Consider the following 23055-nt stretch of genomic DNA (forward strand, 5'->3'; position numbering starts at 1 on the left):
GCCGGTCCAGCAGAATCGAGCCCCCGAGCGGCCACCGCACCCGGCCGATCGGCAGCGCCCCGCGTCCGCGCAGAACCCGGGTGGTCCCGGTCCGCAGCGGCAGCCGAACCGCCCGGGGCCGCAGGCACCGCCGCCCGGGGATCCGCGCCCACAGACCCCACCGCGCCGGCAGGCGCCGCCGTCGCAACCGCTGCACCAGGTCCCGCCCGCACGCGAACCGCAACGCGCCGCGCCCGCCCGAATTCCGGCGCCTGCCGGTAACCGGCCACGCACCGGTCAGCAGCCCGCAGTTGCCGTGGCAGAGCCGTTGGAGGCGGTCGCTACCGCGGACAAACCCGACAACAGCCAGTCCAAGCTCCTCAAGGACTCCGGTTCGATCGCGATCGCCACGCTGATCAGCCGTATCACCGGGTTCGGTAAACAGCTGCTGCTGCTCGCGGTGCTCGGTCCGGCCATCGCCAGTTCGTTCACCTCGGCCAGCCTGATTCCGAACATGATCGCCGAACTGGTACTCGGCGCCGTGCTCACCGCCATCGTGGTGCCCACCCTGGTCCGGGCCGAACAGGAGGACCCAGACCACGGCGCCGCGTTCATCCGGCGGCTCGTCACCGCCGCTGCCGTCATCCTCGGTACCGCGGCCGTCCTGGCGACCGCCGCGGCGCCGGTTCTGGCAACCCATGTTTTCGTCTCCGCGGACGGCAAGGTCAATACATCGCTCACCACGGCGCTGACCTTCCTGCTGGTCCCGGCCGTACTGTTCTATGGGCTGTCGGCCCTGTTCACCGCCATCCTCAACACGCGAGGTGCGTTCAAACCCGGTGCGTGGGCGCCGGTCCTGAACAACGTGGTGGTGCTGGTGGTGCTCGGGCTCTATGCCCTGACACCCGGCGAGATCACCCTGGATCCGGTCCGGATGAGCGATCCGAAACTGCTCGTTCTCGGCTGCGGTGTAACTCTCGGCGTGATCGTGCAGGCGACCAGCCTGCTGCCGGCCATCCGCCGCCAGGGCATCGATCTGCGCCCGCTCTGGGGTTTGGACAACCGGCTCAAACAGTTCGGCACCATGGCCGCGGCGATCATCCTCTACGTGCTGATCAGCCAGATCGGCGGTATTTTCGCGAACAACATCTCCTCGCGCGCCGATGAGGCCGGTCCGGCGATCTACCAGAATGCGTGGCTGCTGCTGCAGCTGCCGTACGGCGTTATCGGCGTCACCCTGCTCACCGCGATCATGCCCCGGCTCAGCCGTAACGCCGCCAACGACGACACCCCCGCGGTGGTCGACGATCTGTCGGCGGCCACCAGGCTGACCATGATCGCGCTGATCCCGATCGTCACCTTCCTGACCTTTGCGGGGCCGCAGGTCGGCGATGCGCTGTTCGGTTACGCGCGGTTCGCCGAGGACGCCTCCCGCCTCGGTACTGCGGTCAGTTTCTCGGCGTTCACCCTGATCCCGTACTCGCTCGTACTGATTCATCTACGGGTGTTCTACGCACGAGAACAGGCGTGGACACCGACCTGGATCATCCTCGGGATCACCACCGTCAAGATCCTGTTCTCGGCGCTGGCCCCGTTGATCGCCGACAGCCCCGACCAGGTCGTGATCGTGCTCGGTATCGCCACCGGACTCGGTTTCACCGTCGGCGCGGTGATCGGCGGCTGGCTGCTGCACCGCAGTCTGGGCGATCTGCGGATGGCCAATGTGGGTCGTACGGTCAGCCGGGTGCTGCTGTCCTCGCTGGCCGGCGGCGCCGTCATGCTGATCGCCGACCAGGTGATGGGTCTGGACCGGCTCACCGAATCCCTCGGCGGACCGGGCTCGTTCATCCGGGTCGGGATCACCGCGATCGTGATGTTCGCGGTGGCGTTCGGGCTGATGCGGCTGGCCGGGATCCCCGAGGTCGTCGCCATCACGGTCGCGATTTCGCGGCGGCTCGGCATCACCCCGCCGGCACCGCCGCTGGACCTCGACGAACCCGTCGAAGAAGAGCACACCACGCGGATCATGCGCCGGCCCGACCCGTATCTCGCGTACTCCGGCTTCGATTCGGCCATGGACGCACAGAGCACAATGGTGCTACCGGTGATCCGGCCGGACTCGGTTGATCGCACCGTACCCGGCCAGTTCCCGTACCCTGTTCGGCAGACCGGCACAAGTGACAGACCCGCCGAGTTTGCGGCATACCAGGGCGAAGGAGGTCCGAGGGTGAGCGACGACGCGGTGGGCAAGGTCCCAGCCGCCGATCCTGCGCGGAATCCGGCGAGCGGACGCTTGTCCACCGATGTTCCCCCGGAGCAGTCGGAGCCGGGTGAGGCGCGCACCCAGCGTGTGGATACCGGTTCCGCCGATTCCGCCCACCCGCCCGAGCAGGCGCCGGACAGCGGGCCACAGTACGACGACGCGGCTGCCGGGCGACCGGACGACGCCGACGATCACCTGTCCGAGGAGCGCGTCCAGCGAACCGGCGCCACGGTATCGGCCACCGATCCGGTCTACGACACCGGAATGATCGCCGTCCCACCGATGACGCAGGCGAGCCGGGTGCAGCGTGGGCCCAAACTCATCGCCGGAGCTTCCGTCGCCGGTGGACGATATCGGCTGCTCGCCGATCACGGCGGTGCGCGCGGCCTGAAGTTCTGGCAGGCACTGGATATCAAACTCGATCGGGAAGTGGCGCTGACCTTCGTCGACGCCGATCAGCGGGCGGGCAGCGACTCCGGTCAGGACGGTCCGCAGGCCATCCTGTCCCGCACGCTGCGCTTGGGCCGGATCAATTCACCCGGCCTGGCCCGCGTCCTGGATGTGGTGCGCGGTAGTTCCGGCGGCATCGTGGTGGCCGAATGGACACCGGGACGTTCGCTGCGGGAAATGGCCGAAACCGTCCCGTCGCCGATCGGCGCCGCGCGCGCCATCCGGGTACTGGCCTCGGCCACCGAAATGGCGCACCGCAGCGGCGGCGCGCTGTCCATCGACCATCCGGACCGGATTCGCATCAGTGCCAACGGTGACGCGGTACTGGCGTTCCCCGGCACCCTCGGCGATGCCGACCCGCAGAGCGATGTCCGCGGCCTGGGCGCGATGCTGTACGCGCTCATCACCGCCCGGTGGCCGCTGCGGACCGGCGCAGTCAGCGGGAACGCCGCCACGGTGGGCGGGCTGCGCCCGGCCGATTTCGGTTCCGACGGCACCCCCGTGGAACCCCGCCAGATCCGGCCCGAGGTGCCCTTCGAGATCTCGGCGGTGGCCGTGCGCTCGCTGGAGCCGAACAAGGGCGTCCGCACCGCCGCCACCATCCAGCATGTCCTGGAACAGGCCTCGGTGGTGGACCAGAAGACCGATTTCATCCCGGTATTGCGGCTGGGGCAGCGCGCCCCGGCTCCGGCCGACGAATCGCTGGCCGATCCGGAGCTGCTGGCCGCCGAACGCGAGAAATCGCAGCGGATGATGTGGATCATGGTGGCCCTGGGCATTCTGACCGCCCTCGTGGTCGGGATCGTCATCTGGTGGCTGGTGAGCGTTTTCGCGCCGGGCGATTCCAGTGAACCGCTCAACGAGCAGCGCGTGATCGGTTTGACGACCAGCCGCGCGCCGGAGGAGTCGCCGAGCTCGGCGGCCCCGTCGACTACACCTGCCGGCGCCGCCGGTGTACCGGTGCCGATCTCGGGGATAACGGTGTTCTCCCCGGAAGGCACACCGGACGACCCCGACGGCGGGCCCGCGGCGATGGACGGCGATCCGGCCACCTCGTGGAGCACCGACCAGTACTTCCAGCAGTTCCCGGCATTGAAGAAGGGGGTCGGCCTGCTGGCGACTCTGCCCAGCCCGGCGAATCTCACCAAGGTCACCATCACTTCGCCGACCCCGGGTACGTCGGTCGAGATCCGGACCTCGCCCACCGAAGCCCCCACCCTGGACCAGACTCAGCTCGCGGGTACCGCGGTGCTCGGCGACGGGGTCACGGAGGTGCCGGTGCAAAGCGATCAGTCCGCCCGCTACGTTCTGATCTGGGTCACCGGTCTGGGCAATTCGGGTGCCCAGTTCCAGAGCTCGATCGCCGAGCTGAGTTTCGAAGCAAAGCCCTGACCTGCTGTTTCGTTATCCCGTCAGGGTATCCGGAGGACCTGGATCCGGTTGCCGCGCAATGGCGGCCGGGATATGATCACGATCCGCGCTCCCAGGAGGGAGCCGGTGGGATCAGGGGTACGGTCCCGCTCGCTGAGTACACGCAGTAATCACCACAGGCCGGCTCGCGCCGCGCCGAAACTGTCGTGGGCGGTTGTCCAAGGGGTTGGCTATTGTCGTCCGAATTGAATGCGGGGGTTCGCGGGGGGACGGTGCCGTCTCCTGGGGCAGGGGCGCGAGAACCCGGGTTCGATATCACCTCGGATACCGAATTGTTGCGGGCGCACGCGGCCGGGGCGCCGCACGCCTTCGCCGAACTGATCCGCCGGCACAACGACCATCTCTGGCAGACCGCCGCGCGCGTCTGTTACACGCCCGAGGACGCCGCTGATTCGCTCCAGGAAGCCCTGCTGTCGGCGCATCGCAACGCGGGCTCCTTCCGTGGTGAATCCGGGGTGCGTACGTGGTTGCATCGCATAGTCGTCAACGCCTGCCTGGACCGGATCCGGCGCAATCGCGCCCAGCGGGCCGTGGTCCTCCCGCCGGAGGTCTGGCCCGAAATATCCGACTACGCCGACGAATACAGCCGGATCGATATCTCCATCGTGCTGGAACGCGCCCTGTTCGCCCTCCCACCGGATCAGCGCGCGGCGGTGGTGGCCGTGGATGTGGAGGGTTACAGCGTCGCCGATGCGGCCGATCTACTGGGTGTTCCGGTGGGCACGATCAAGAGCCGATGTGCGCGGGCGCGGCAGCGGCTCAAAGCCGAATTGGATTCCCTGAACGGGGAGGGGAACCGGATGTGAGGACGACGCGTCCAAACCAGTGACACATTTTTCCTCCCGAATGGGATGTACTCACCGGGAGTGCAACCGCAGAACCCCAGGAATCGAAACCCGAGCCAAATGGACGCAGCAGCATTGGAGGTGCGAAGGACATGAGCCCCGTTCCGCAACCTCCTTTCCCTGCGGAGTTGCTCGCCGATCTGCACGCCGGAAATATCGACCCTGAGCTCGAAGCCCGGCTCTGGCCGGCGGTCCGGCAGGATCCGGACGCCCGGCGTTATCTCGAATCGCTCGATGCACTGCGCACCTCCCTTACCGGCCTCGCCGAGTCCGACCGGGTGGTCCGGCCGATGCCGGTGGATATCGCGGCCCGGCTGGAGGCGTTCGCCGAATCCCTCGGAAACGAAGCGGGTCGCAAGGACGGCGCCGCCGGGGCGGTGGAGACAACTGTTCCGCTCGGCGATATCCCGGCACCGGCGCCCAACGGCAGATTCGCCGCTGCGGACGCAGGCGAGTCCGGCCCGGTCGGTGAGGCGCCGATATCGCTGGACGCCCATCGCCGGCGCCGGCGCATCGCCACCGCGATCGCCGCAGCCGCGACGGTACTGATCTGCGCCGGCGCCGCGCTGTTCGTCGGGTTCCGGCCCGAGGGCGAAACGATGCCGACTGCCGCGCCCACCGGCACCGCAGGCACGGAATCGGGCGCCGAGTTCGATACGACGATCGCGCTGCGCGCCCTGGGCCGCCACGATGTGCCCGGCCGACTGGCCGATCCGGCGGCCCTCGCCGCATGTGTCCGGGCCGCCGGGGTCGATCGCCCCGTGCTCGGATCCACCGAGATGAGGTTCCGCGACCGTGACGACGCGGTGCTGATCCTCGTCGGCGGGCGAAACGGTGCGCAGGTCACCGCGCTCGTCGTCGGCCCCGGGTGCGGGCCGGGCAACCCGGACTTGCTGACTCCGATCACCGATATCGGCTGAAGAACCCCAGCTCGCTCCGGTCGTACCCCGACTGTGTAGCCGCTGTCCCCGGGCTGCCCGTCGCCTGCCGCGCACGAGCTCGGGTCGCGGTCCGGTCGGGCCGTCGCCGGGAACAAAGCCCGTCTACCCTGTTGTTGACCGAAACGTCCCCATCAGCTTTCTCCGGAAGGGTCCCATGAGCACGCCAGTTCGCGACCTGATCATTGTCGGCTCGGGGCCGGCCGGTTACACCGCCGCCGTGTACGCCGCCCGCGCCGAACTCGAGCCGCTGGTGTTCGAGGGCACCCAGTTCGGCGGTGCCCTGATGACGACCACGGAGGTCGAGAATTTCCCCGGTTTCCGCGACGGAATCATGGGCCCGGACCTGATGGAACAGATGCGGGAGCAGGCCAAACGCTTCGGTGCGGATATCCGCACCGAAGATGTGGACGCCATCGATCTGAGCGGTCCGGTGAAGAAGGTCACCGTCGGAGACGATGTCTACGAGGCACATGCGGTGATTCTGGCCATGGGGTCGGCCGCCCGCTATCTGAACATCCCCGGTGAGCAGGAACTCCTCGGTCGCGGCGTGAGCGCCTGCGCCACCTGCGACGGCTTCTTCTTCAAGGGCCAGGACATCGCGGTGGCCGGCGGTGGCGATTCGGCGATGGAAGAGGCGCTCTTCCTGACGAAGTTCGCCTCCAGCGTCACCGTCGTACACCGGCGCGACGAATTCCGGGCCTCGCGCATCATGCTCGAACGCGCCAAGAACAACGAGAAGATCCGGTTCCGCACCAATGCCGAAGTGGTCCAGGTGCACGGTGAGACCAGTGTCACCTCGCTGACCCTGCGCGATACCCGCACCGGGGAAACCTCCGATCTGCCCGTCACCGGTCTGTTCGTCGCCATCGGTCACGATCCGCGCAGCGAACTCGTCCGCGGCCAGGTGGACCTGAACGCGGAAGGCTATGTCCTGGTGCGTGATCCGGGTACCGCGACCTCGGTCGAGGGCGTCTACGCCGCGGGTGACCTCGTGGACCACACCTATATGCAGGCCATCACCGCGGCCGGCACCGGCTGCCGGGCCGCTATCGACGCCGAACGCTGGCTGGCCGAAAAGGGCGATATCACCAGCAATACGCTGCCGCACGCCGACCAGCCCGTCGCCGTTTCGGCAGCCGATTGAGTCCGGCGGGCTCACCGGGCAACTGAGCCGCGGGGTTCGGTTGCCCGCCCCAGCCCCGGGCGCACGGGCGTCCGGAGAACCAAGGAGAACAGCCATGTCCGAGACCACCAACACGGTCACCGTCACCGATACCTCGTTCGCCGATGCTGTCCTGCAGAGCGAGAAGCCGGTGCTGGTCGATTTCTGGGCCACCTGGTGCGGACCGTGCAAGATGGTCGCCCCCGTACTGGAGGAGATCGCGGGCTCGCATGCCGACAAGCTCACCGTCGCCAAGCTCGATATCGACGCCAATCCCGATACCGCCCGCGATTACCAGGTCATGAGCGTGCCGACTATGATCCTGTTTGCCGGTGGCAAGCCGGTGAAGCAGATCGTCGGAGCCAAGGGGAAGGCCGCACTCCTGCGGGAAATCGAAGACGTCATCTGACGTCTCGAATAGGCCATCCGGCGGCCGTCACACGGCGACGCGCCGTAGTATGCCCTGACCAAGATTGTCGAATTCCGGTCCGGGTCTGACAGAATCGACCACGCTCCGTCGTGCGAGGGTGTACGCCATCGCATGAGTGGGTACCCGGGATTGACGGAAGGAAGGGCCCTCACGCATGCACCGACTTCGTCACGGCGACACCGGTCCAGCCGTAGCAGAGGTTCGGAGCACCCTGGCGAGTCTGGGGTTCCTGCACGCGCACAACGGCGCGCAGACCAATGGTTCGGACGAGTACTGGAAAGACACCGAAGCCACCTTCGATTATCAGCTCGACTCCGCGGTGCGTGCCTTCCAGCAGCACCGCGGACTCCTGGTCGACGGTGAGATCGGTCCCGCAACCTACCGTGCGCTGAAAGAAGCGTCCTATCGGCTGGGTGCCCGTACTCTCATCTACCAGCTCTCGGCGCCGCTGTACGGCGACGATGTGGCCACCCTGCAGCGCCGGTTGCAGGACCTCGGTTTCTATGTCCACCGGGTGGACGGTTTCTTCGGCCCGCACACCCACGAGGGTCTGACCTCGTTCCAGCGGGAGATAGGTCTGGCCGCCGACGGTATCTGCGGTCCGGATACGCTGCGTTCGCTCGAATTGCTCGGCGCCCGGGTCACCGGCGGTAATCCGCATCGGATCGCCGAGGAAGAAGTGGTGCATCGGGCCGGTCCACAGCTCACCGGTAAACGTATCGTCATCGATCCGGGTCTGGGTGGGCCCGATCGTGGCCGTGGCGTTCCCACCGAGTTCGGCGATGTGTACGAACAGGAAATCCTGTGGGATCTGGCCAGCCGGCTGGAAGGCCGGATGGCCGCCACCGGGATGGAAACCTTCCTGTCCCGCCCGTGGGGGAGCAACCCCACCGATGCGGAACGCGCCGAAACCTCCAATGCCTTCGACGCGGATCTGATGATCTCCCTGCGGTGCGCGTCCAATTCCAGCCCCATGGCCAATGGTGTGGCCGGATTCTATTTCGGCAATTCGCATGGGTCGGTCTCCATGATCGGCCAGGTGCTGGCGGGGTTCATCCAGCGTGAAGTGGTGGCCCGGACCTCGCTGCAGGACTGCCGAACCCATCCGCGTACCTGGGATCTGCTGCGCCTCACCAAGATGCCGACAGTGCAGGTAGATCTTGGTTACGTCACCAACCAGTACGATGCGTCGGTGCTGGCCGATCCGCGGATGCGCGATGTCATCGCGGAAGCGATCCTGATCTCGGTGAAGCGGCTCTACCTGCTGGGGCAGGACGATCAGCCCACCGGTACATACACTTTCGCCGAGTTGCTGGCCGAGGAACTCGCCGCCGCCGACAGCGGTTAGCGAATCCCTCGGCCGGTCGGCCTCAAAGAGTGAGGATCCGGGTCGGCACGGTCATCGACGCGGCAGCCAGCAGCTGGTCGAGGGCTCGTTCGACATCCTCTTTCCAGCCGTGATCGGTATCGAGTTCCAGCCGCAACCGGGGAAAACGGTGATGCGGTTGCACTACCTCGAACCCGACCTCCTGCAGGAAATCGGCGTCGATCATGCAGTTCTCCGGGCTGCACTCCAGTACCGAACGCCGGGCTCCGCGCCCGGGAACACCGATCCGTTCCATGAGACGCATGGTTCCCGTCGGACGGTCGGAGAGCGCGGTGCTTGCATGCGCTCCGCGGATGCCGAACGCTTCCAGCGCGCGCACACCGCGGTGGACCAGATCGGTGACGACGCCCTGCACCATCCGGTAAGCGATATCGCCGTCCAGATCGGGATACTCGGTGCCGAGAGTGGTCAGCAAGATAGCGTCGGGGCTCACCGGGGAGGTGGGGAAGAGGCCGGCACGGGGCACCACTCGGGGCGGCGCGTAGAGCGCACAACCGACGGTTTTGTCATCGATCGTCGCGAGCTGCCCGCACGAACCCCATTCGAGCATCACCGTCGAGATCCAGGCTTCCTTCTCGAAGACCGGATCGCTGAAACCACTGGAGTCCGCAGCCACCGCCGGGTCGATCTCCCAGAACACACAACGGCGGGCATGCGCCGGTAGCCGGCTGATACTTTCCAGGGTTAATCCTGTGACGCTGGTCGACACCGCTCTGCTCAGCCTCCAGCTATCCGATTCGTCTATGCTCACGCCGCATCAATGGTTTCTCGCCAGCAAGAATATGCGATCAAGCGAACCCGCCTCATTCCGCGTCACTAAGTCTTCGGTCAAGGACTGCCTCTGCGCATCGGCCCCCATGATCCGCCACTGTCACAGTGACGTTTCCTGTCCGAGGTAGAGGTTATGCGGACCACAAGCCGAAATTTCAACTGTTCAGCGATGTTTGCATCATCATTCCGACGATCCGCTCCAGATCGTCCACCGACCCGAACTCGACGACAATTTTGCCCTTCCGCTTCCCGAGACTCACCGAAACCTGCGTATCGAAAGATGACGACAGCCGGTCGGCGACATCCTGTAAACCGGGGGAGTGGATGGGCGGCCGGCGCGGCGCGGGCGGCTTGGCCGGTTCCTGTTCCCGGTTCGCCAGCTTCACCGCTTCTTCGGTGGACCGAACCGAAAGCCCCTCGGCGACGATCCGGGCGGCCAGAACCTCCTGTGTGTCGGCACCGCCCTCCAGACCGAGCAGTGCCCGCGCGTGCCCGGCGGACAACACTCCGGCCGCAACCCGGCGCTGCACCGGGATCGGTAGCTTCAGCAAGCGGATCATATTGGTTACCACGGGCCGCGAGCGTCCCAGTCGCGATGCCAATTCCTCCTGGGTAACCCCGAACTCCTCCAGCAGCTGCTGATAGGCCGCCGCCTCCTCGAGCGGGTTGAGCTGCACGCGATGGATATTCTCCAGCAGCGCGTCGCGCAGCATCGCGTCATCGTTGGTCTCCCTGACGATGGCGGGAATAACATCCAGCCCCGCCTCCTGGCAGGCCCGCCAGCGCCGCTCACCCATGATGAGCTGATAGCGGTCGCCGCCCGGCTCCAGTTCCCGGACCACGATCGGCTGCATCAAACCGAACTCGCGAATCGAGTGGACCAGTTCGGCGAGCGCCTCATCGTCGAAATACTGCCGGGGCTGCTTCGGATTGGCCTCGATCTTTCCGGGCTCGATTTCCCGGTACACCGCGTCCCCGGCGGAGGTCAGATCGGAGCTCTCCACGGGTTCGGGAACCTGATGCAGATAGGTGGAGGCGGGGCGCGGCCCCGGATCCAGACCGATCACCGCATCAGCCGCCTCGGCCCCCAGCCCGGTCGCCACCGGAGCCGGGCCGGTCGGAATCAATGCCGCCAGACCGCGTCCCAGCCCACCTTTTTTCGACTGACTCACCGGCCTACCCTTTCCATTGCCCGCATCCACAGCCATGCCCGGTCCGTTCACTGAGCGCCTTCCGTAAGCGCCGCCGGCCGCGCCGCGCCACGCGCGGCCATTTCCCGACCGGCATCCAAATAGCTGAGGGCACCACGGGAACCCGGGTCGTAATCGAGCACTGTCATACCGTATCCGGGTGCCTCGGAGACCTTGACGCTACGCGGAATAACCGATCGCAGTACGACATCCCCGAAGTGGCTGCGCACCTCTTCGGCCACCTGATCGGCCAGTTTGGTCCGGCCGTCGTACATCGTGAGAACCACGGTGGATACATGGAGTTCGGGGTTCAGGTGGGATTGGACCAACCCGATATTCCGGATCAACTGGCCCACGCCCTCCAGGGCGTAGTACTCGCATTGGATCGGGATCAGGACTTCCCGGGCCGCGACCATGGCGTTGATCGTGAGCAGGCCCAGCGACGGCGGGCAATCGATCAGCACGTAATCGATGTCGTAGCCGGCGAGATTGGCTTCCTGGATAGCGCCTTTGAGCCGCGCTTCCCGAGCCACCATAGAGACCAGTTCGATTTCGGCGCCGGCGAGATCGATCGTTGCCGGGATGCAGAGGAGATTGTCGCTGTGCGGGCTCTGCTGGATCGCGTCCTGAACCTTGATCTCGCCGATCAACAGTTCGTAGGTCGACGGGATACCGGAGTGATGCTCGACGCCGAGCGCGGTGCTGGCGTTGCCCTGCGGATCGAGATCGATCACAAGCACCTTCATCCCCTGATGCGCCAGGGCCGCGGCCAGATTGACCGTTGTCGTAGTCTTGCCGACTCCGCCTTTCTGGTTGGCTACAGTGATGATGCGTTGCTCATGAGGTTTCGGCACTGTCACCTTTCCTGGATGCATTAACTGGCTCGCCCGGTGGGCCTCGGCAGCGATCGGCGTCTCGGTGGGGGATATATGGCCATACGGTGTGCTTCCGAATGCCTCCGGGCCGATATTGCTACCATCCAGCATTCCCGGCACGCGCGATGTTTCCCGTGAAACATTCGCTGAACCGTTCGACATAGACCGCTCCTAACGCGAGAACTGCAAGATCACGTGGCCTGACGGACGCCGGCGCCGTGTCGTCGAAACAAGCCGTGCCGGATCGAACGACGATCCACGACCAGGACTGCGACATCCATGCGGGACGGGTGACTTCGCTACATTGCGTGGTCACGCGAAGCTACCTCCTCCGACGCGGACACCGAGCCACCGGTCGGTCGAACGGAGCTGCACCGCTGCAACACCAAGATTCCTTCGTGGCACCGACGCTCACGCCCGACGTCCAATAGCTTGCCAGCAGCGAGCCCGAGAAGAAAGCTGAATCGCTGCGACGCGCCCGCGACACACAGAACTCTCCTGAATTCATGGCCCGGAAACACGTTCGGCGCCTCACCGGTACCCCTGAGTCGATGTTTCACGGGAAACATCGACTCATCCATAACCCCGGCGCTCATCTTGCAACACGCGCCGGCAGCCGCGACGTCCACTCAGAGCCCCCTCGCCCGAAGACCGACGCAGAACCGCCAGTTGCGTAAGTGCTCCGGCGCCGAGTTACCAACACAACATCCTGTTCGCCCATACCGACTCATCGAAGGAATCTCCGAGCGACCTCCCTGCCATCACTGATGCACGCTCGACCACCCGGCACCAACCCCGAGAAGTCGAGTGACGCGGGCGCCCAGCTGCTCTCCAACTGGGTGAAATCCCTCGCGTGGGCCGGTGCGAACCAAACGACGGTCGCGGTGCGGTTCTGTGCCCAGGTTCGACCTGGCGGTCACGGTCCCTTCGTCACCGTGACGGCCTGCTCGACACATACACGTCCAACCGAAGCGACTCCTCCGAGCAGCCCTGCGAGAGCTGTCGCTGCAGACCGATCCGCTCTCGAATTCATCGATGTTTCCCGTGAAACATCGGTCTTCTCTGAGCGAACACTTGCGGCAGCTCATCCACGACTCGACGCATCGACCGACACCACAGGTACGCGAGCTCGCCTGCCGGGCCGGAGGCGGCCGGCCTATGGACGGCAGCTCGCTGGGCAGTGGTTCGACTCGCGGCCCGTCACCATCACCGAAGCCCGCCGCAGCACGCAGCAGCATCGCCGCCCCTCCTGCGCTTGCGGAGAGTCCAGAAGCTCGTCGGCGCAAACTCACCCCTTTGCCAGACCGGTGGGCCTCCGACGTACCGTGCGGCCCTATAGTGTCCCGTGCTCCGTACGAAGCGAAGCGGGGGACGGCCTGCCTCCGTCGGCGCGTCGGCTGGCCACCGGAATTCCGCAGAACGCGCAAGCGGCGTCACCAGCCAGGCCGGAGCCCAGTTGACCGCCGACCGGCCGGCCCGCCTGGAGCTGCGCCTGGTCTGCAATTACGACTACGACTGCGGCCCGTGCGTACTGCTGCGGCCACGACTGCGACTGCTGAGGCAGTGGGCTACTGCAGCAGTAGCTACTGTCCCGGCTGGCCTACCCCCCAGCTGCTGCCGGTCTGCGGCTGCAGCCGTGACTGCCGGCCTACGGCTGCGGCCGCGGCCGTGGCTGTCGCTCCGGCCGTGGCCGTGGCTGTCGCTCCGGCGGCGGCTGCGGCGGTGACTGTCGCTGCGACGGTGGTGGTGGCTGACCGTAAATGCGCGCGGCTGCTGCGGTTGCCTATGCGGCCGCAGGGTCCGGTGCTGCGGCACGTCGGCGGCGGCGGAGATGCGGTCCCGAGTAGCGGGGACGAAGTCCCGGGCCCGGCTCTGACTTGAAAATCCCCGGATGCCCGTTACACGCAAGCGGATGTTTCACGGGAAACATCGGTGCCACAGCGGGGGAGTGGGGGAGGCGGGCAGGATCAGGTTTGACCTGTTTCCCGGCGCTGCGCTCGGGTGCGTTTCTTCGGGCGTTTGGACGGCCGCTCCGAACGGCGCATGCGTTCGGCCGAAAGAACTACCGTCGGGGGATCGATGATTCCGGCACCGCATTCCAGCACGGCGAAGTTACCGGCCCCCACTCGTTCGACCGCCAGGCGATCACGTTCCAGTTCCTCAGCGACACTCGACCCCTTGAGCGCGAGCATATGTCCGTGCTCATGCAGCAGCGGGACAGACCATTCCGCCAGCTTCGCCAGGGGCGCGACGGCTCGCGAGGTCACCACATCTGCTCCGCCCGCCTCCTGGATCACCCCGGGCTGTTCGGCGCGCCCCCGCACCACCGTGATCTCGAGTCCCGCCGCATCGATGAACTCCTTGAGAAAGACCGTCCGGCGCAGCAGCGGCTCGACGAGCGTGATCCGGAGGTCCGGGCGGGCGAGGGCCAACGGGATTCCGGGCAGCCCCGCGCCGCTACCGATATCGACCACCGAGGCTCCCTCGCCGATCAGTTCGCCGACGACCGCGCAGTTGAGGATATGCCGCTCCCACAGGCGGGGCACTTCCCGCGGGCCGATCAGTCCGCGCTCCACCCCGGCGGTGGCGAGCGCGGTCCAGTAGTCACACGCCGATCCCAGGCGCTCGCCGAAGACGGATTCCGCTTCCGCCGGCGGCGGCGACTGCGGCACCGTGGCCGCCGAATCGCCGAGTTCTGGTTTCACGTGAAACACCCTTCTGTTCGATCGTGATCGACGAGCTCGAGCGGATATACCAACTACGGTCTCTCACCGTAGCCCCCTAGCACCCGATCGTTCTCGACCAGCCGGACCTGGATGTGCGAAGGGCCCGAGTCACGGGGACTCGGGCCCTTCGCATCCACCGGACTTCCGGCTACTCGGCCGGTCCGGGAGAGTCAGTCCGGTATGACAACAACGCGCCGGTTCGGCTCCACGCCCTCGCTCTCGCTGGCAACCCCGTCGATCGCGGCGACCGCGTCGTGCACGATCTTGCGTTCGAACGGCGTCATCGGGGCGAGCTGCTCGGGCGATCCGGTATCCAGTACACGCTGCGCGGCTGCCGCGCCCAAGGCGCTCAGATCCGCACGCCGCTTCGCCCGCCAGCCGGCCACGTCGAGCATCAACCGACTCCGAACGCCGGTCGCCTGCTGCACGGCGAGCCGGGTCAGTTCCTGGAGTGCGTCGAGTACCTCACCGCTGTGCCCGACCAGTCTCGTCAGATCCTTGCCGCCGTCGATACTGACCACCGCGCGATCACCTTCGACGTCGAGGTCGATATCACCGTCGAAGTCGAGTACATCGAGAAGCTGTTCGAGATAGTCGCCGGCGATCTCGCCCTCTTCGATGAGCGCTTCCTCGGCGTCGCCCGCCGAATCCACGGCGTCCGGCTCCACCACGGTCGAGGTTGCGCTGGCGGTGGCGTCGCCACCTTCGGTCTCGAGTGTCATATGTTTCCTTTATCTGCTCGCCGGGACACCGACCGCCCGTCGGCCGGTGTCCCGATCACAAGGGGTCTGCGGGGAAAGGGTCAGCGGCGCCGCTTCTGGTTCGCGCGACCGCGGTTGCCGGACCGTTTCTGACCACCCGGCCGGCGCTGGCCCGACTGTTTGGGTTTGGCATTCGTCTTGGCAGGACTCGAACCGTTCGCCTCGGCCGTACCGTCGGCGGCCGCCTCCTCGGAACCGTCGGCCGGTTTGGCCGGCTGCTTCTTCCGGGTGTCGACCGGCTTCGCGCCGGGCTTGGGGGCGTTCTGCGCCTGCTTCTCCAGCTTGGCCTGTTTCTTGGCTTCGTCTTCCTTGGCCATCCGGCCGAAGACGAGATGCTGCTGGCCGTAGGTCCAGATGTTGTTGGACACCCAGTACAGCAGGACGGCGATAGGCAGGAACGGACCACCGATCAGGACACCGAACGGGAAAACCCACAGCGCCAGCTTGTTCATGATCGCGGCCTGCGGGTTGGCCGCAGCCTCCGCGCTCTGCCGGGCAACCGACGCGCGTGCGTTGAAGTGGGTCGCGACCGCGGCGATCACCATGAGGGGAATCGAGACCAGGGCAATACTCAGCCGGCTCGGGGTACCACCGTAATCGGCGAAGGCCTGCAACTCCTCGACCGGCGCGGTGATGAACGCGGAAATCGGGGCGCCGAAGATACGGGCACTCAGGAACGACTGCACATCCTCGACGTTGAAGACGTAGTTCGGCGTATGAGCGTTGGTGTACGGATCCATACCGAGCTGGCCGAAGCCGTGACCGGTCCGGTTGAACGAGCGCAATACGTGGAACAAGCCGAGGAAGACCGGCACCTGGGCCAGGATCGGCAGACATCCCATAAGCGGGTTGAAGCCATGGTCTTTCTGGAGCTTCTGCATCTCCAGCGCCATCTTCTGGCGGTCGTTCTTGTACTTCTTCTGCAGCTCCTTGATCTGGGGCTGCAGTTCCTGCATCTGTTTGGTGGTACGAACCTGCTTCACGAATGGCTTGTAGAGCACCAGACGCAGCGTGAAGACGAGGAAAACCACGGACAGCGCCCAGGACAGGCCGTTATCGGCCCCGAACGCGAAGCCGAATACCCGATGCCAGAACCAGAGGATCCAGGACACCGGGTAGTAGATGAAATCGAGCACGGCTCTATGCACTCCCGTCGGTAGTGTCACCGATCACCGCGTGCGGTGATCCCTTACAAGCTTTGGGCCGCGGGTCGTCGTGGCCGACACTGCGCTGCCGCTCCGGCACGGGATCCCATCCACCAGGGTGCCAGGGCGCACATTTGGCCAATCGCACGACCGTCAGTCCGACGCCGACAATCAGTCCACGGGTCCGCAGGGCGGTCACCGCGTACTCGCTACAGGTGGGAGTGAACCGGCAGACCGGCATCCGGGTGGGGGAGACGTAGGTCCGATACAGCTCGATCGAGAAGATCAGAATATTTGCCGGCCATCGAGTGACGGCGGCGATAGGTGAAGTACGGAGGCTCATCGCGAGGCGCCCGAATCGGCCGCCGCCGGGAGGTCCAGCCTGCGTAGTCCGCTACGCAGCTGGCGGCGCAGCTCGTCGCTGTCGGCGCCGGCGGCGCCGGGGAGAGCGCGAATCACGATATCCACCTCGGCGGAGATATCCGCGGTCAGTTCGGCACAGATATGACGCAGGCGGCGGGCCACGCGGTGCCGGACGACCGCGGGACCCACCGCCTTGCTGACGATCAGCCCGAATCGCGGGCCACCGAATCGGACCCGGACGCCGGGATCTCCCGGATCCGGGTCATCCACCAGAACATGAACGACCAGGTCCCGCTTTCCCGCGCGCCGACCGCGTCGCACCGTCCGGGAGAAATCGGCACGCTGATGCAGCCGGTGCGGCTCAGGAAGCACCCGGGCACCCGGACATCATCGAAGCCGCCGAACCGGCACTATTACCGGCGGCGTAGGCCACGAGGTTCGGCGGACCGGGCATCGAGCTCGGTCGGAAATCAGGCGGTGAGGCCGGCGCGGCCCTTACGGCGCCGCCCGGAGACGATGGCGCGGCCCGCACGGGTCCGCATCCGGAGACGGAAACCGTGGACCCGCGCCCGACGACGGTTGTTCGGCTGGAACGTCCGCTTGCCCTTGGCCACGGTCAACACTCCTCGAATTGGTGGGCACCCGACGGCACCCGAAGCTTTCGGTGATTCTCTCGATGTCGGTTCGGCGTCACCGCCCCGGAAGGTGGTCAGCACAGGGCGGTCACCACGCCGAGGGTGACTGTATGAGGGTACTTATCCAGTTCTACCGGGTCAAACTCGGCCCTCCGGGCCCGATCGGGGTCACGTTCGCCGTCCGGCCCGGTCACCGGCGGCGGTGGCGATAGTCACCCTCACCACCCGCGCCCCGGACGGGCCGCAGGTGGAGCACTCGCGCTCGGTCCGGCGCAGCGCGCGACCGCAACGGCGGTCCCGGGAGATTGTCCACATCTGTGGATAATTGTGTGGAAATACCCTGTGAATGGCATATTCGTAGGGCCGACGGTGCCACGCCGCAGCCGGAAGAGGGGGTTCCGGGCAGCGCCCCGGGCGCCGTATCCGTCGGATGCGGCAGGTTCGGTGAGCGACGTATGCGGTGTCACTGGAACGAACCAGTACAGTAGACGCACCGCGAGCCCCGGACGTCTGCGCCGAGCAACCGACTCCCGGGGAGGACACTGGATGGACGACGAGCAGAACGTACTGGCCACCGTGTGGCCGGAGGTGGTCACCGAGTTGACCACCGGCTCGCCCGACGGTGCCATCGGCGCGGTGACCCGGGCCCAGCAGGCCTGGCTCAAATTGGTGAAACCGCTGATGGTCGTCCAGGGTTTCGCACTGCTCTCGGTTCCGTCCTCGATCGCCCAGGAAGCAATCGAACGCGATCTACGTGAGCCCATCCTGCGCTCGCTGGGTCGCAGGCTCGGCCCGCAGGTGGAAGGCCTCGGCGTTCGGATCGCCGCGCCGTTACCCACCGCCGGGTCCGAACCCGGCCCACCGCGGCATGCCCGGATGACCAGTCGCCCCGAGCCCGTCACCCCCCGGCCGGAGCCCTTCGGCGGCAACGGTCCGGGCCGGGCGCCGACCGGTTTCACCCCCGCGGCGACCGAACCGCCGTGGCGCCCCGAACCGATCCGGGAGCCCGAGGCCGGTGCTTATCCCGCGCGTGGCCTCGCGCGCGGTCCCGATTTTCCGGGTGGGCCGAGGCAGCCCGACGAGTCCCGCTTCCCGGCCGCGGAGTTCTCGCACGAAGCCGAACTGCCGTTGACCGGTGAACTGCCCCGTAATCCCACCCGCCCACGCGGTCCGGAACCCGCCGGTGCCGACCCCGTGCGGCGTTCGACACTGCCCGAGTTGCCACACGGTGCGGATTCCGCACCGGGCGCCGAGTACCGCACGCACGACAACGACTTCGCCCGCGGTTCGGCCGACTCGCACGAGTCGGACCCGCCGACCGTGGAAACCTATGCCACGCCCCGGGCATACCCCCGCGACTATCCGCCCGCGGCCGAGTACACCCGGGAACCGGAGTACGAACGGGAACGCGAGTATCCACGCGCCGACTATCCCGACAGCTACGCGTCCGCCCGCACCGACCTCGGCGAAACTGTGGGCAACGGCCGGGAACCGGGCGTCGCGGCCCGGGAGCCGGTAGCCGATATCGACCCGACCCTGCCGCCGCGCCGAACAGCCCGACCGGCTCAGGAAACACTTTTCGCACCCGATATCCCGGCCGCCGATACCGCGCCGCGGGATCCGCTGCGCGACCCCGACCGCGACAGCCTGCGGGAAAGCGTCCGCGATTCGGGTATCGATCCGGCACCGGACAACCACCGCGACGACGAAACGGTGGTCAATGTCCGGGATTCCTGGCCGACTTTCTTCGCCAAGTCGTCCGATGCCGGTGATACGGCCAAACCGTCGGCGAGCCTGAACGCCAAGTACACCTTCGAAACGTTCGTCATCGGCGCGTCCAATCGTTTCGCCCACGCCGCGGCGGTTGCCATCGCCGAGGCGCCCGCCCGCGCCTACAACCCGTTGTTCGTCTGGGGTGCGTCCGGCTTGGGTAAGACCCATCTGCTGCATGCCGCCGGCCATTACGCGCAGCGGTTGTTCCCGGGAATGCGGGTCAAGTACGTCTCCACCGAGGAATTCACCAACGACTTCATCAACAGTCTGCGTGACGACCGGAAGGTGGCGTTCAAACGCCGTTACCGCGAAACCGACATCCTGCTGGTCGACGATATCCAGTTCATCGAGGGCAAGGAAGGTATCCAGGAGGAGTTCTTCCATACCTTCAACACGCTGCACAACGCGAACAAGCAGATCGTGGTGTCCTCGGATCGGCCGCCGAAGCAGCTGGCAACCCTCGAGGAGCGGCTGCGGACCCGGTTCGAATGGGGCCTGATCACCGATGTACAACCACCGGAACTGGAAACCCGTATCGCGATCCTGCGCAAGAAGGCGCGGATGGACCGCCTGGACGTACCGCACGATGTGCTGGAGTTGATCGCCAGCCGGGTCGAACGCAATATCCGCGAACTCGAGGGCGCGTTGATCCGGGTCACGGCGTTCGCCTCGTTGAACGGCCAGCCATTGGATCAGTCGGTGGCCGAGGTGGTGCTGCGTGATCTGATGCCCGAATCGCAGGACGTCGAGATCACCGCGTCGACGATCATGGGCGTCACCGCCGAGTACTTCAATACGTCGATGGAGGAGCTGACCGGGCCGGGTAAGGCTCGCCCGCTGGCTCAGGCCCGCCAGATCGCGATGTATCTGTGCCGGGAACTCACCGATCTCTCCCTGCCGAAGATCGGCCAAGCTTTCGGCCGTGACCACACGACGGTCATGTACGCGGAGAAGAAGGTCCGCAAGGAGATGTCGGAGCGGCGCCGGGTCTACGACCAGGTTCAGGAACTCACCGCCCGTATCAAACAGCGCTCCCGCTGATTCGCCTGCGGGTGGCGGGTACTGTCGCCCCGCTGCGGCGGTAACTCGTCCTCTGCTCACTACGCGGCGCGGGTGCCGACTCGAGCGCGATCCTCTCCAGCCGTGTGCACACTGTGGCGAGGCAACTCGGTTCGCCGCGGCCCCGGTCCACACCGCATCCTCCGGACCGCTGTGATGCGGGCGCGGCGGGAGCTTCGCGGTCGAGCGGGACTCGCGCCACGGTGGCGCCGATCCACCGACCAGACCGGTGAGATAGCGCCGAACCCGAGCCCGTACACGCAGAGGGCGCACACTCCCGAACCCGAACCCGGCGACCCGACCTGCGGCTGAGAAGGCTCCCGCCGCACGTAGGCGCCGACTGTGCGGTGCTGTTAGGGCCGGAAGGTGTGTGGCCGCCGGTATCAGCCCGGAAACCGGAGTCCAGTTGCCCTCCAGGCAGATATGGGGGGTATGGGGGTATCCGAACCGTTCCATGTCCCGGGTGCCGAGCCGACCGCAGCCCGCCCGGCACTCCCGGAGGCTTTCGATGGTGGAAGTTCCGCTGTCGCAGGCGGCTTCGCGAGACCGTGCCGAGAGTGGTCAAAAGGGGCCGCGGGGCGGTCTGGGCGCATCGCGGGCGTGTCGGAAATACTCACAGGTGTGTCGCTAACACCCTGTTAACGCTTTGACCAGCGGCTTTGGGATGCAATCGGCTGTGGAATCCACAGGTTATCCACTGCTCCATCCACAGTGTTGGGGCCGTCGGGTGCGTAAGTTGTCCACAGCCTGTTTATCCACAGTTTCCACAGGCGATTTCATCCACACCCACTGAACAGCGCTCTTCCGGTCAGAGGCCTGGGGACAGCCTGTGGATTCCTCGAGGATTCCTCGAGGAATCCACAGGTTATCCACCGATTCGTACACAGTGTGTACAACTGCCCGGATTCTGGGGACCAACGTGGGGATGAACTGTGGACGCTGTGTGGACAACAAATCCTGTCCACAGGCTGCCCCGATTCATCCTCGAGTTATCCCATGGCAGTCCACAGGCAGACACGCCGTCTGAGCTGGTCAAACGACGGAAATCCACAGTTTCCACAGGGCCTATTACTACCCCTGTTCTTCATCTAGAAAATTTCTCTTGAAAACAGGATGTGTGGACAAGTCTCGAACGCACCGCACGAACGAAGTCGGTCCCGGAACCACACACGGACGGGCGGGAGCGGACTCCGGGACACTCGGCACGTCCCTCACTGCCCCTGGGGCGCATGCGCCTTCTCGCGCTCCAGGCCCGAGCGCCGAGCGGCACCAACCGGTCACGCGCGACCACCACCCGCCGAGCTTCCCCGTCAGTGCACACCGCGGGCGGAACACGTACTCCGGAGTTGTTCACAGCTCTGCTCCGGTACATCTGTGGACGAACCCGTACTTCGCCGATCAGCAGACTGTGCACAGCGGCGCGCAACACGCCCGCGAGTTACCCGGACCCGTTGTGGGCTGGTCCGGTGCCGGTGCGACGACGTATCCTCCACACGGAGGGGCGGCCGATCCAGTGCGGCGAAACGGGGTACGGTCTTAAGTCGGTCGTGTGCCAGAATTCTCCGGCGGTCGGCCGGCGCCGCGGCCGCCGTAACATCGCCGTGCGGCGGAATCGGCGCGGCGGGATACACGGGGCAGCACAGCCACCGATCCACACTGAACGGGAGAGGACACCTCGGGCGATGGACCTTGCAGGCATGAAGTTTCGGGTCGCGCGTGAGGATTTCGCGGAATCGGTCGCATGGGTGGCGCGCAGTCTGCCGTCTCGCCCGCCGGTCCCGGTTCTCGGCGGAGTCCTGCTGGTTGCGGACGACGACGGGCTGACCGTCTCCGGATTCGACTACGAGGTATCGGCTCAGATGCGGGTGGCCGCCGAGGTCGCCGGACCGGGCAAAGTGCTGGTCTCCGGCAAGCTGCTGGCCGATATCACCAAGGCGCTGTCGAACAAGCCGGTGGACGTCTCCGTCGACGGCAGCCGCGTGCTGATCCAGTGCGGTAGTGCCAAGTTCTCCCTGCCCACGATGCCGGTCGAGGATTATCCCCAGTTGCCCGAGGTCCCGCAGTCCAGCGGGCAGCTGGTAGTGGATGTGTTCGCCGAGGCCGTGGGCCAGGTCGCCATCGCGGCCGGGCGCGACGATACGTTGCCCATGCTGACCGGTATCCGGGTCGAGATCGAGGGCCCGCAGGTGGTGCTGGCGGCGACCGACCGGTTCCGGCTTGCCGTGCGCCATATCCAGTGGCAGCCCGCCCGTACCGATATCGAAACCGCAGTGCTGATCCCTGCCCGTACCCTCTCCGAAGCCGCCAAAACGCTCGGTGCCTCCGATCAGCCGGTTCAGCTCTCGCTGGGCTCCGGTGCGGGCGCAGACGGCCTCCTGGGCATCGTCAACGGTGGCCGCCGGACCACCACCCGGCTGCTCGACGCCGAATTCCCGAAGTTCCGTCAGCTGCTGCCCAAGGAGCACACGTCGATCGCCACCCTGGCGGTGGCCGGTCTCACCGAGGCGATCAAACGTGTCGCGCTGGTGGCCGAGCGCGGTGCCCAGGTGCGGCTGGAGTTCTCCCCCGAGGGTTTGCAGTTGTCGGCGGGTGGCGACGATGCCGGCCGGGCCGAGGAATGGCTGACCGCCGACTTCCGGGGCGAGCCGTTGACCATCGCCTTCAACCCCGGGTATCTCATCGACGGCCTGTCCGCCCTGCGCTCGGACCGGGTCACCTTCGGGTTCACCACGCCGAGCCGGCCCGCTGTCCTGCTCCCGGCCCGTGAGGAGGAGCCGGAACCGCTCGAGAGCGGTGCGTATCCGGCCCTGGACAGTGATTACATCTACCTGCTGATGCCGGTCCGGTTGCCGGGCTGAGCGGGCGTGGG

18 protein-coding genes are annotated in these 23055 nt (G+C 66.4%); 8 read left to right on the forward strand and 10 right to left on the reverse strand.

Features of this window, described 5'->3' with window-relative positions:
* Positions 1-187 (reverse strand): hypothetical protein (locus tag ON22_RS37480; RefSeq protein ID WP_218000684.1); only part of this gene is annotated, 187 nt, incomplete at its 3' end.
* Between the two features lie 108 nt (positions 188-295).
* On the opposite strand from ON22_RS37480, the gene ON22_RS00010 reads away from it, so the two are divergent.
* From ON22_RS00010 to ON22_RS00035, 6 genes are all read left to right on the forward strand, one after another.
* Positions 296-4084 (forward strand): murein biosynthesis integral membrane protein MurJ, encoded by a 3789-nt coding sequence (locus ON22_RS00010; RefSeq protein ID WP_051156989.1) that lies wholly within the window; start codon positions 296-298, stop codon positions 4082-4084.
* Positions 4085-4335: 251 nt separating this feature from the next.
* Positions 4336-4929: an RNA polymerase sigma factor SigM gene (sigM, locus tag ON22_RS00015; protein WP_051156990.1), complete on the forward strand. Its 594-nt coding sequence runs from the start codon at positions 4336-4338 to the stop codon at positions 4927-4929.
* Positions 4930-5060: 131 nt separating this feature from the next.
* A complete protein-coding gene (locus ON22_RS00020; protein WP_156052269.1) occupies positions 5061-5888 on the forward strand; it encodes an RsmA family anti-sigma factor in 828 nt (275 codons plus the stop codon).
* A gap of 175 nt (positions 5889-6063) precedes the next feature.
* Entirely contained in the window at positions 6064-7053 is a 990-nt protein-coding gene (gene trxB, locus ON22_RS00025; protein WP_033243760.1) for a thioredoxin-disulfide reductase, read from the forward strand.
* Between the two features lie 94 nt (positions 7054-7147).
* Positions 7148-7480 (forward strand): thioredoxin, encoded by a 333-nt coding sequence (gene trxA, locus ON22_RS00030; RefSeq protein WP_033243761.1) that lies wholly within the window; start codon positions 7148-7150, stop codon positions 7478-7480.
* Positions 7481-7655: 175 nt separating this feature from the next.
* The gene (locus tag ON22_RS00035; RefSeq protein WP_033243762.1) at positions 7656-8849 is read left to right on the forward strand and encodes an N-acetylmuramoyl-L-alanine amidase; all 1194 of its coding nucleotides are present in this window, start codon (positions 7656-7658) and stop codon (positions 8847-8849) included.
* A 22-nt stretch (positions 8850-8871) separates the two neighbouring features.
* Here ON22_RS00035 and ON22_RS00040 read toward each other — a convergent pair whose 3' ends face one another.
* The 9 genes from ON22_RS00040 to rpmH all read right to left on the reverse strand — a co-directional run bounded on the left by ON22_RS00040 (position 8872) and on the right by rpmH (position 17333).
* Positions 8872-9597, reverse strand: a complete 726-nt coding sequence (locus ON22_RS00040; RefSeq protein WP_033243763.1) for a hypothetical protein — start codon at positions 9595-9597, stop codon at positions 8872-8874.
* A 217-nt stretch (positions 9598-9814) separates the two neighbouring features.
* Positions 9815-10831: a ParB/RepB/Spo0J family partition protein gene (locus ON22_RS00045; protein WP_033244405.1), complete on the reverse strand. Its 1017-nt coding sequence runs from the start codon at positions 10829-10831 to the stop codon at positions 9815-9817.
* Between the two features lie 47 nt (positions 10832-10878).
* The gene (locus ON22_RS00050) at positions 10879-11835 is read right to left on the reverse strand and encodes a ParA family protein (RefSeq protein ID WP_169332438.1); all 957 of its coding nucleotides are present in this window, start codon (positions 11833-11835) and stop codon (positions 10879-10881) included.
* A gap of 1856 nt (positions 11836-13691) precedes the next feature.
* Complete coding sequence (gene rsmG, locus ON22_RS00055; protein ID WP_081595212.1) at positions 13692-14438, reverse strand: 16S rRNA (guanine(527)-N(7))-methyltransferase RsmG; 747 nt, start codon at positions 14436-14438, stop codon at positions 13692-13694.
* Between the two features lie 182 nt (positions 14439-14620).
* The gene (locus ON22_RS00060) at positions 14621-15172 is read right to left on the reverse strand and encodes a Jag family protein (RefSeq protein ID WP_033243765.1); all 552 of its coding nucleotides are present in this window, start codon (positions 15170-15172) and stop codon (positions 14621-14623) included.
* Positions 15173-15252: 80 nt separating this feature from the next.
* On the reverse strand, positions 15253-16347 hold the full coding sequence (yidC, locus tag ON22_RS00065) for a membrane protein insertase YidC (RefSeq protein WP_033243766.1): 1095 nt from the start codon (positions 16345-16347) through the stop codon (positions 15253-15255).
* 4 nt (positions 16348-16351) lie between these two features.
* Complete coding sequence (gene yidD / locus ON22_RS00070; protein WP_051156993.1) at positions 16352-16699, reverse strand: membrane protein insertion efficiency factor YidD; 348 nt, start codon at positions 16697-16699, stop codon at positions 16352-16354.
* A complete protein-coding gene (rnpA, locus tag ON22_RS00075; RefSeq protein ID WP_033243767.1) occupies positions 16696-17091 on the reverse strand; it encodes a ribonuclease P protein component in 396 nt (131 codons plus the stop codon). Before rnpA ends, yidD begins: the two co-directional genes overlap by 4 nt.
* A gap of 98 nt (positions 17092-17189) precedes the next feature.
* Positions 17190-17333, reverse strand: a complete 144-nt coding sequence (rpmH, locus tag ON22_RS35380; protein ID WP_081595219.1) for a 50S ribosomal protein L34 — start codon at positions 17331-17333, stop codon at positions 17190-17192.
* A 1143-nt stretch (positions 17334-18476) separates the two neighbouring features.
* Between rpmH and dnaA the strand changes: the two genes are divergently transcribed.
* Together dnaA and dnaN are read left to right on the forward strand one after the other, a co-directional pair.
* On the forward strand, positions 18477-20168 hold the full coding sequence (gene dnaA, locus ON22_RS00080) for a chromosomal replication initiator protein DnaA (protein ID WP_506329729.1): 1692 nt from the start codon (positions 18477-18479) through the stop codon (positions 20166-20168).
* Positions 20169-21868: 1700 nt separating this feature from the next.
* A complete protein-coding gene (gene dnaN, locus ON22_RS00085) occupies positions 21869-23044 on the forward strand; it encodes a DNA polymerase III subunit beta (RefSeq protein WP_033243769.1) in 1176 nt (391 codons plus the stop codon).
* The last annotated feature ends 11 nt before the right edge of the window (positions 23045-23055 follow it).

The sequence above is a fragment of the Nocardia carnea NBRC 14403 genome (assembly GCF_000308515.1).
Classification (GTDB): domain Bacteria; phylum Actinomycetota; class Actinomycetes; order Mycobacteriales; family Mycobacteriaceae; genus Nocardia; species Nocardia carnea.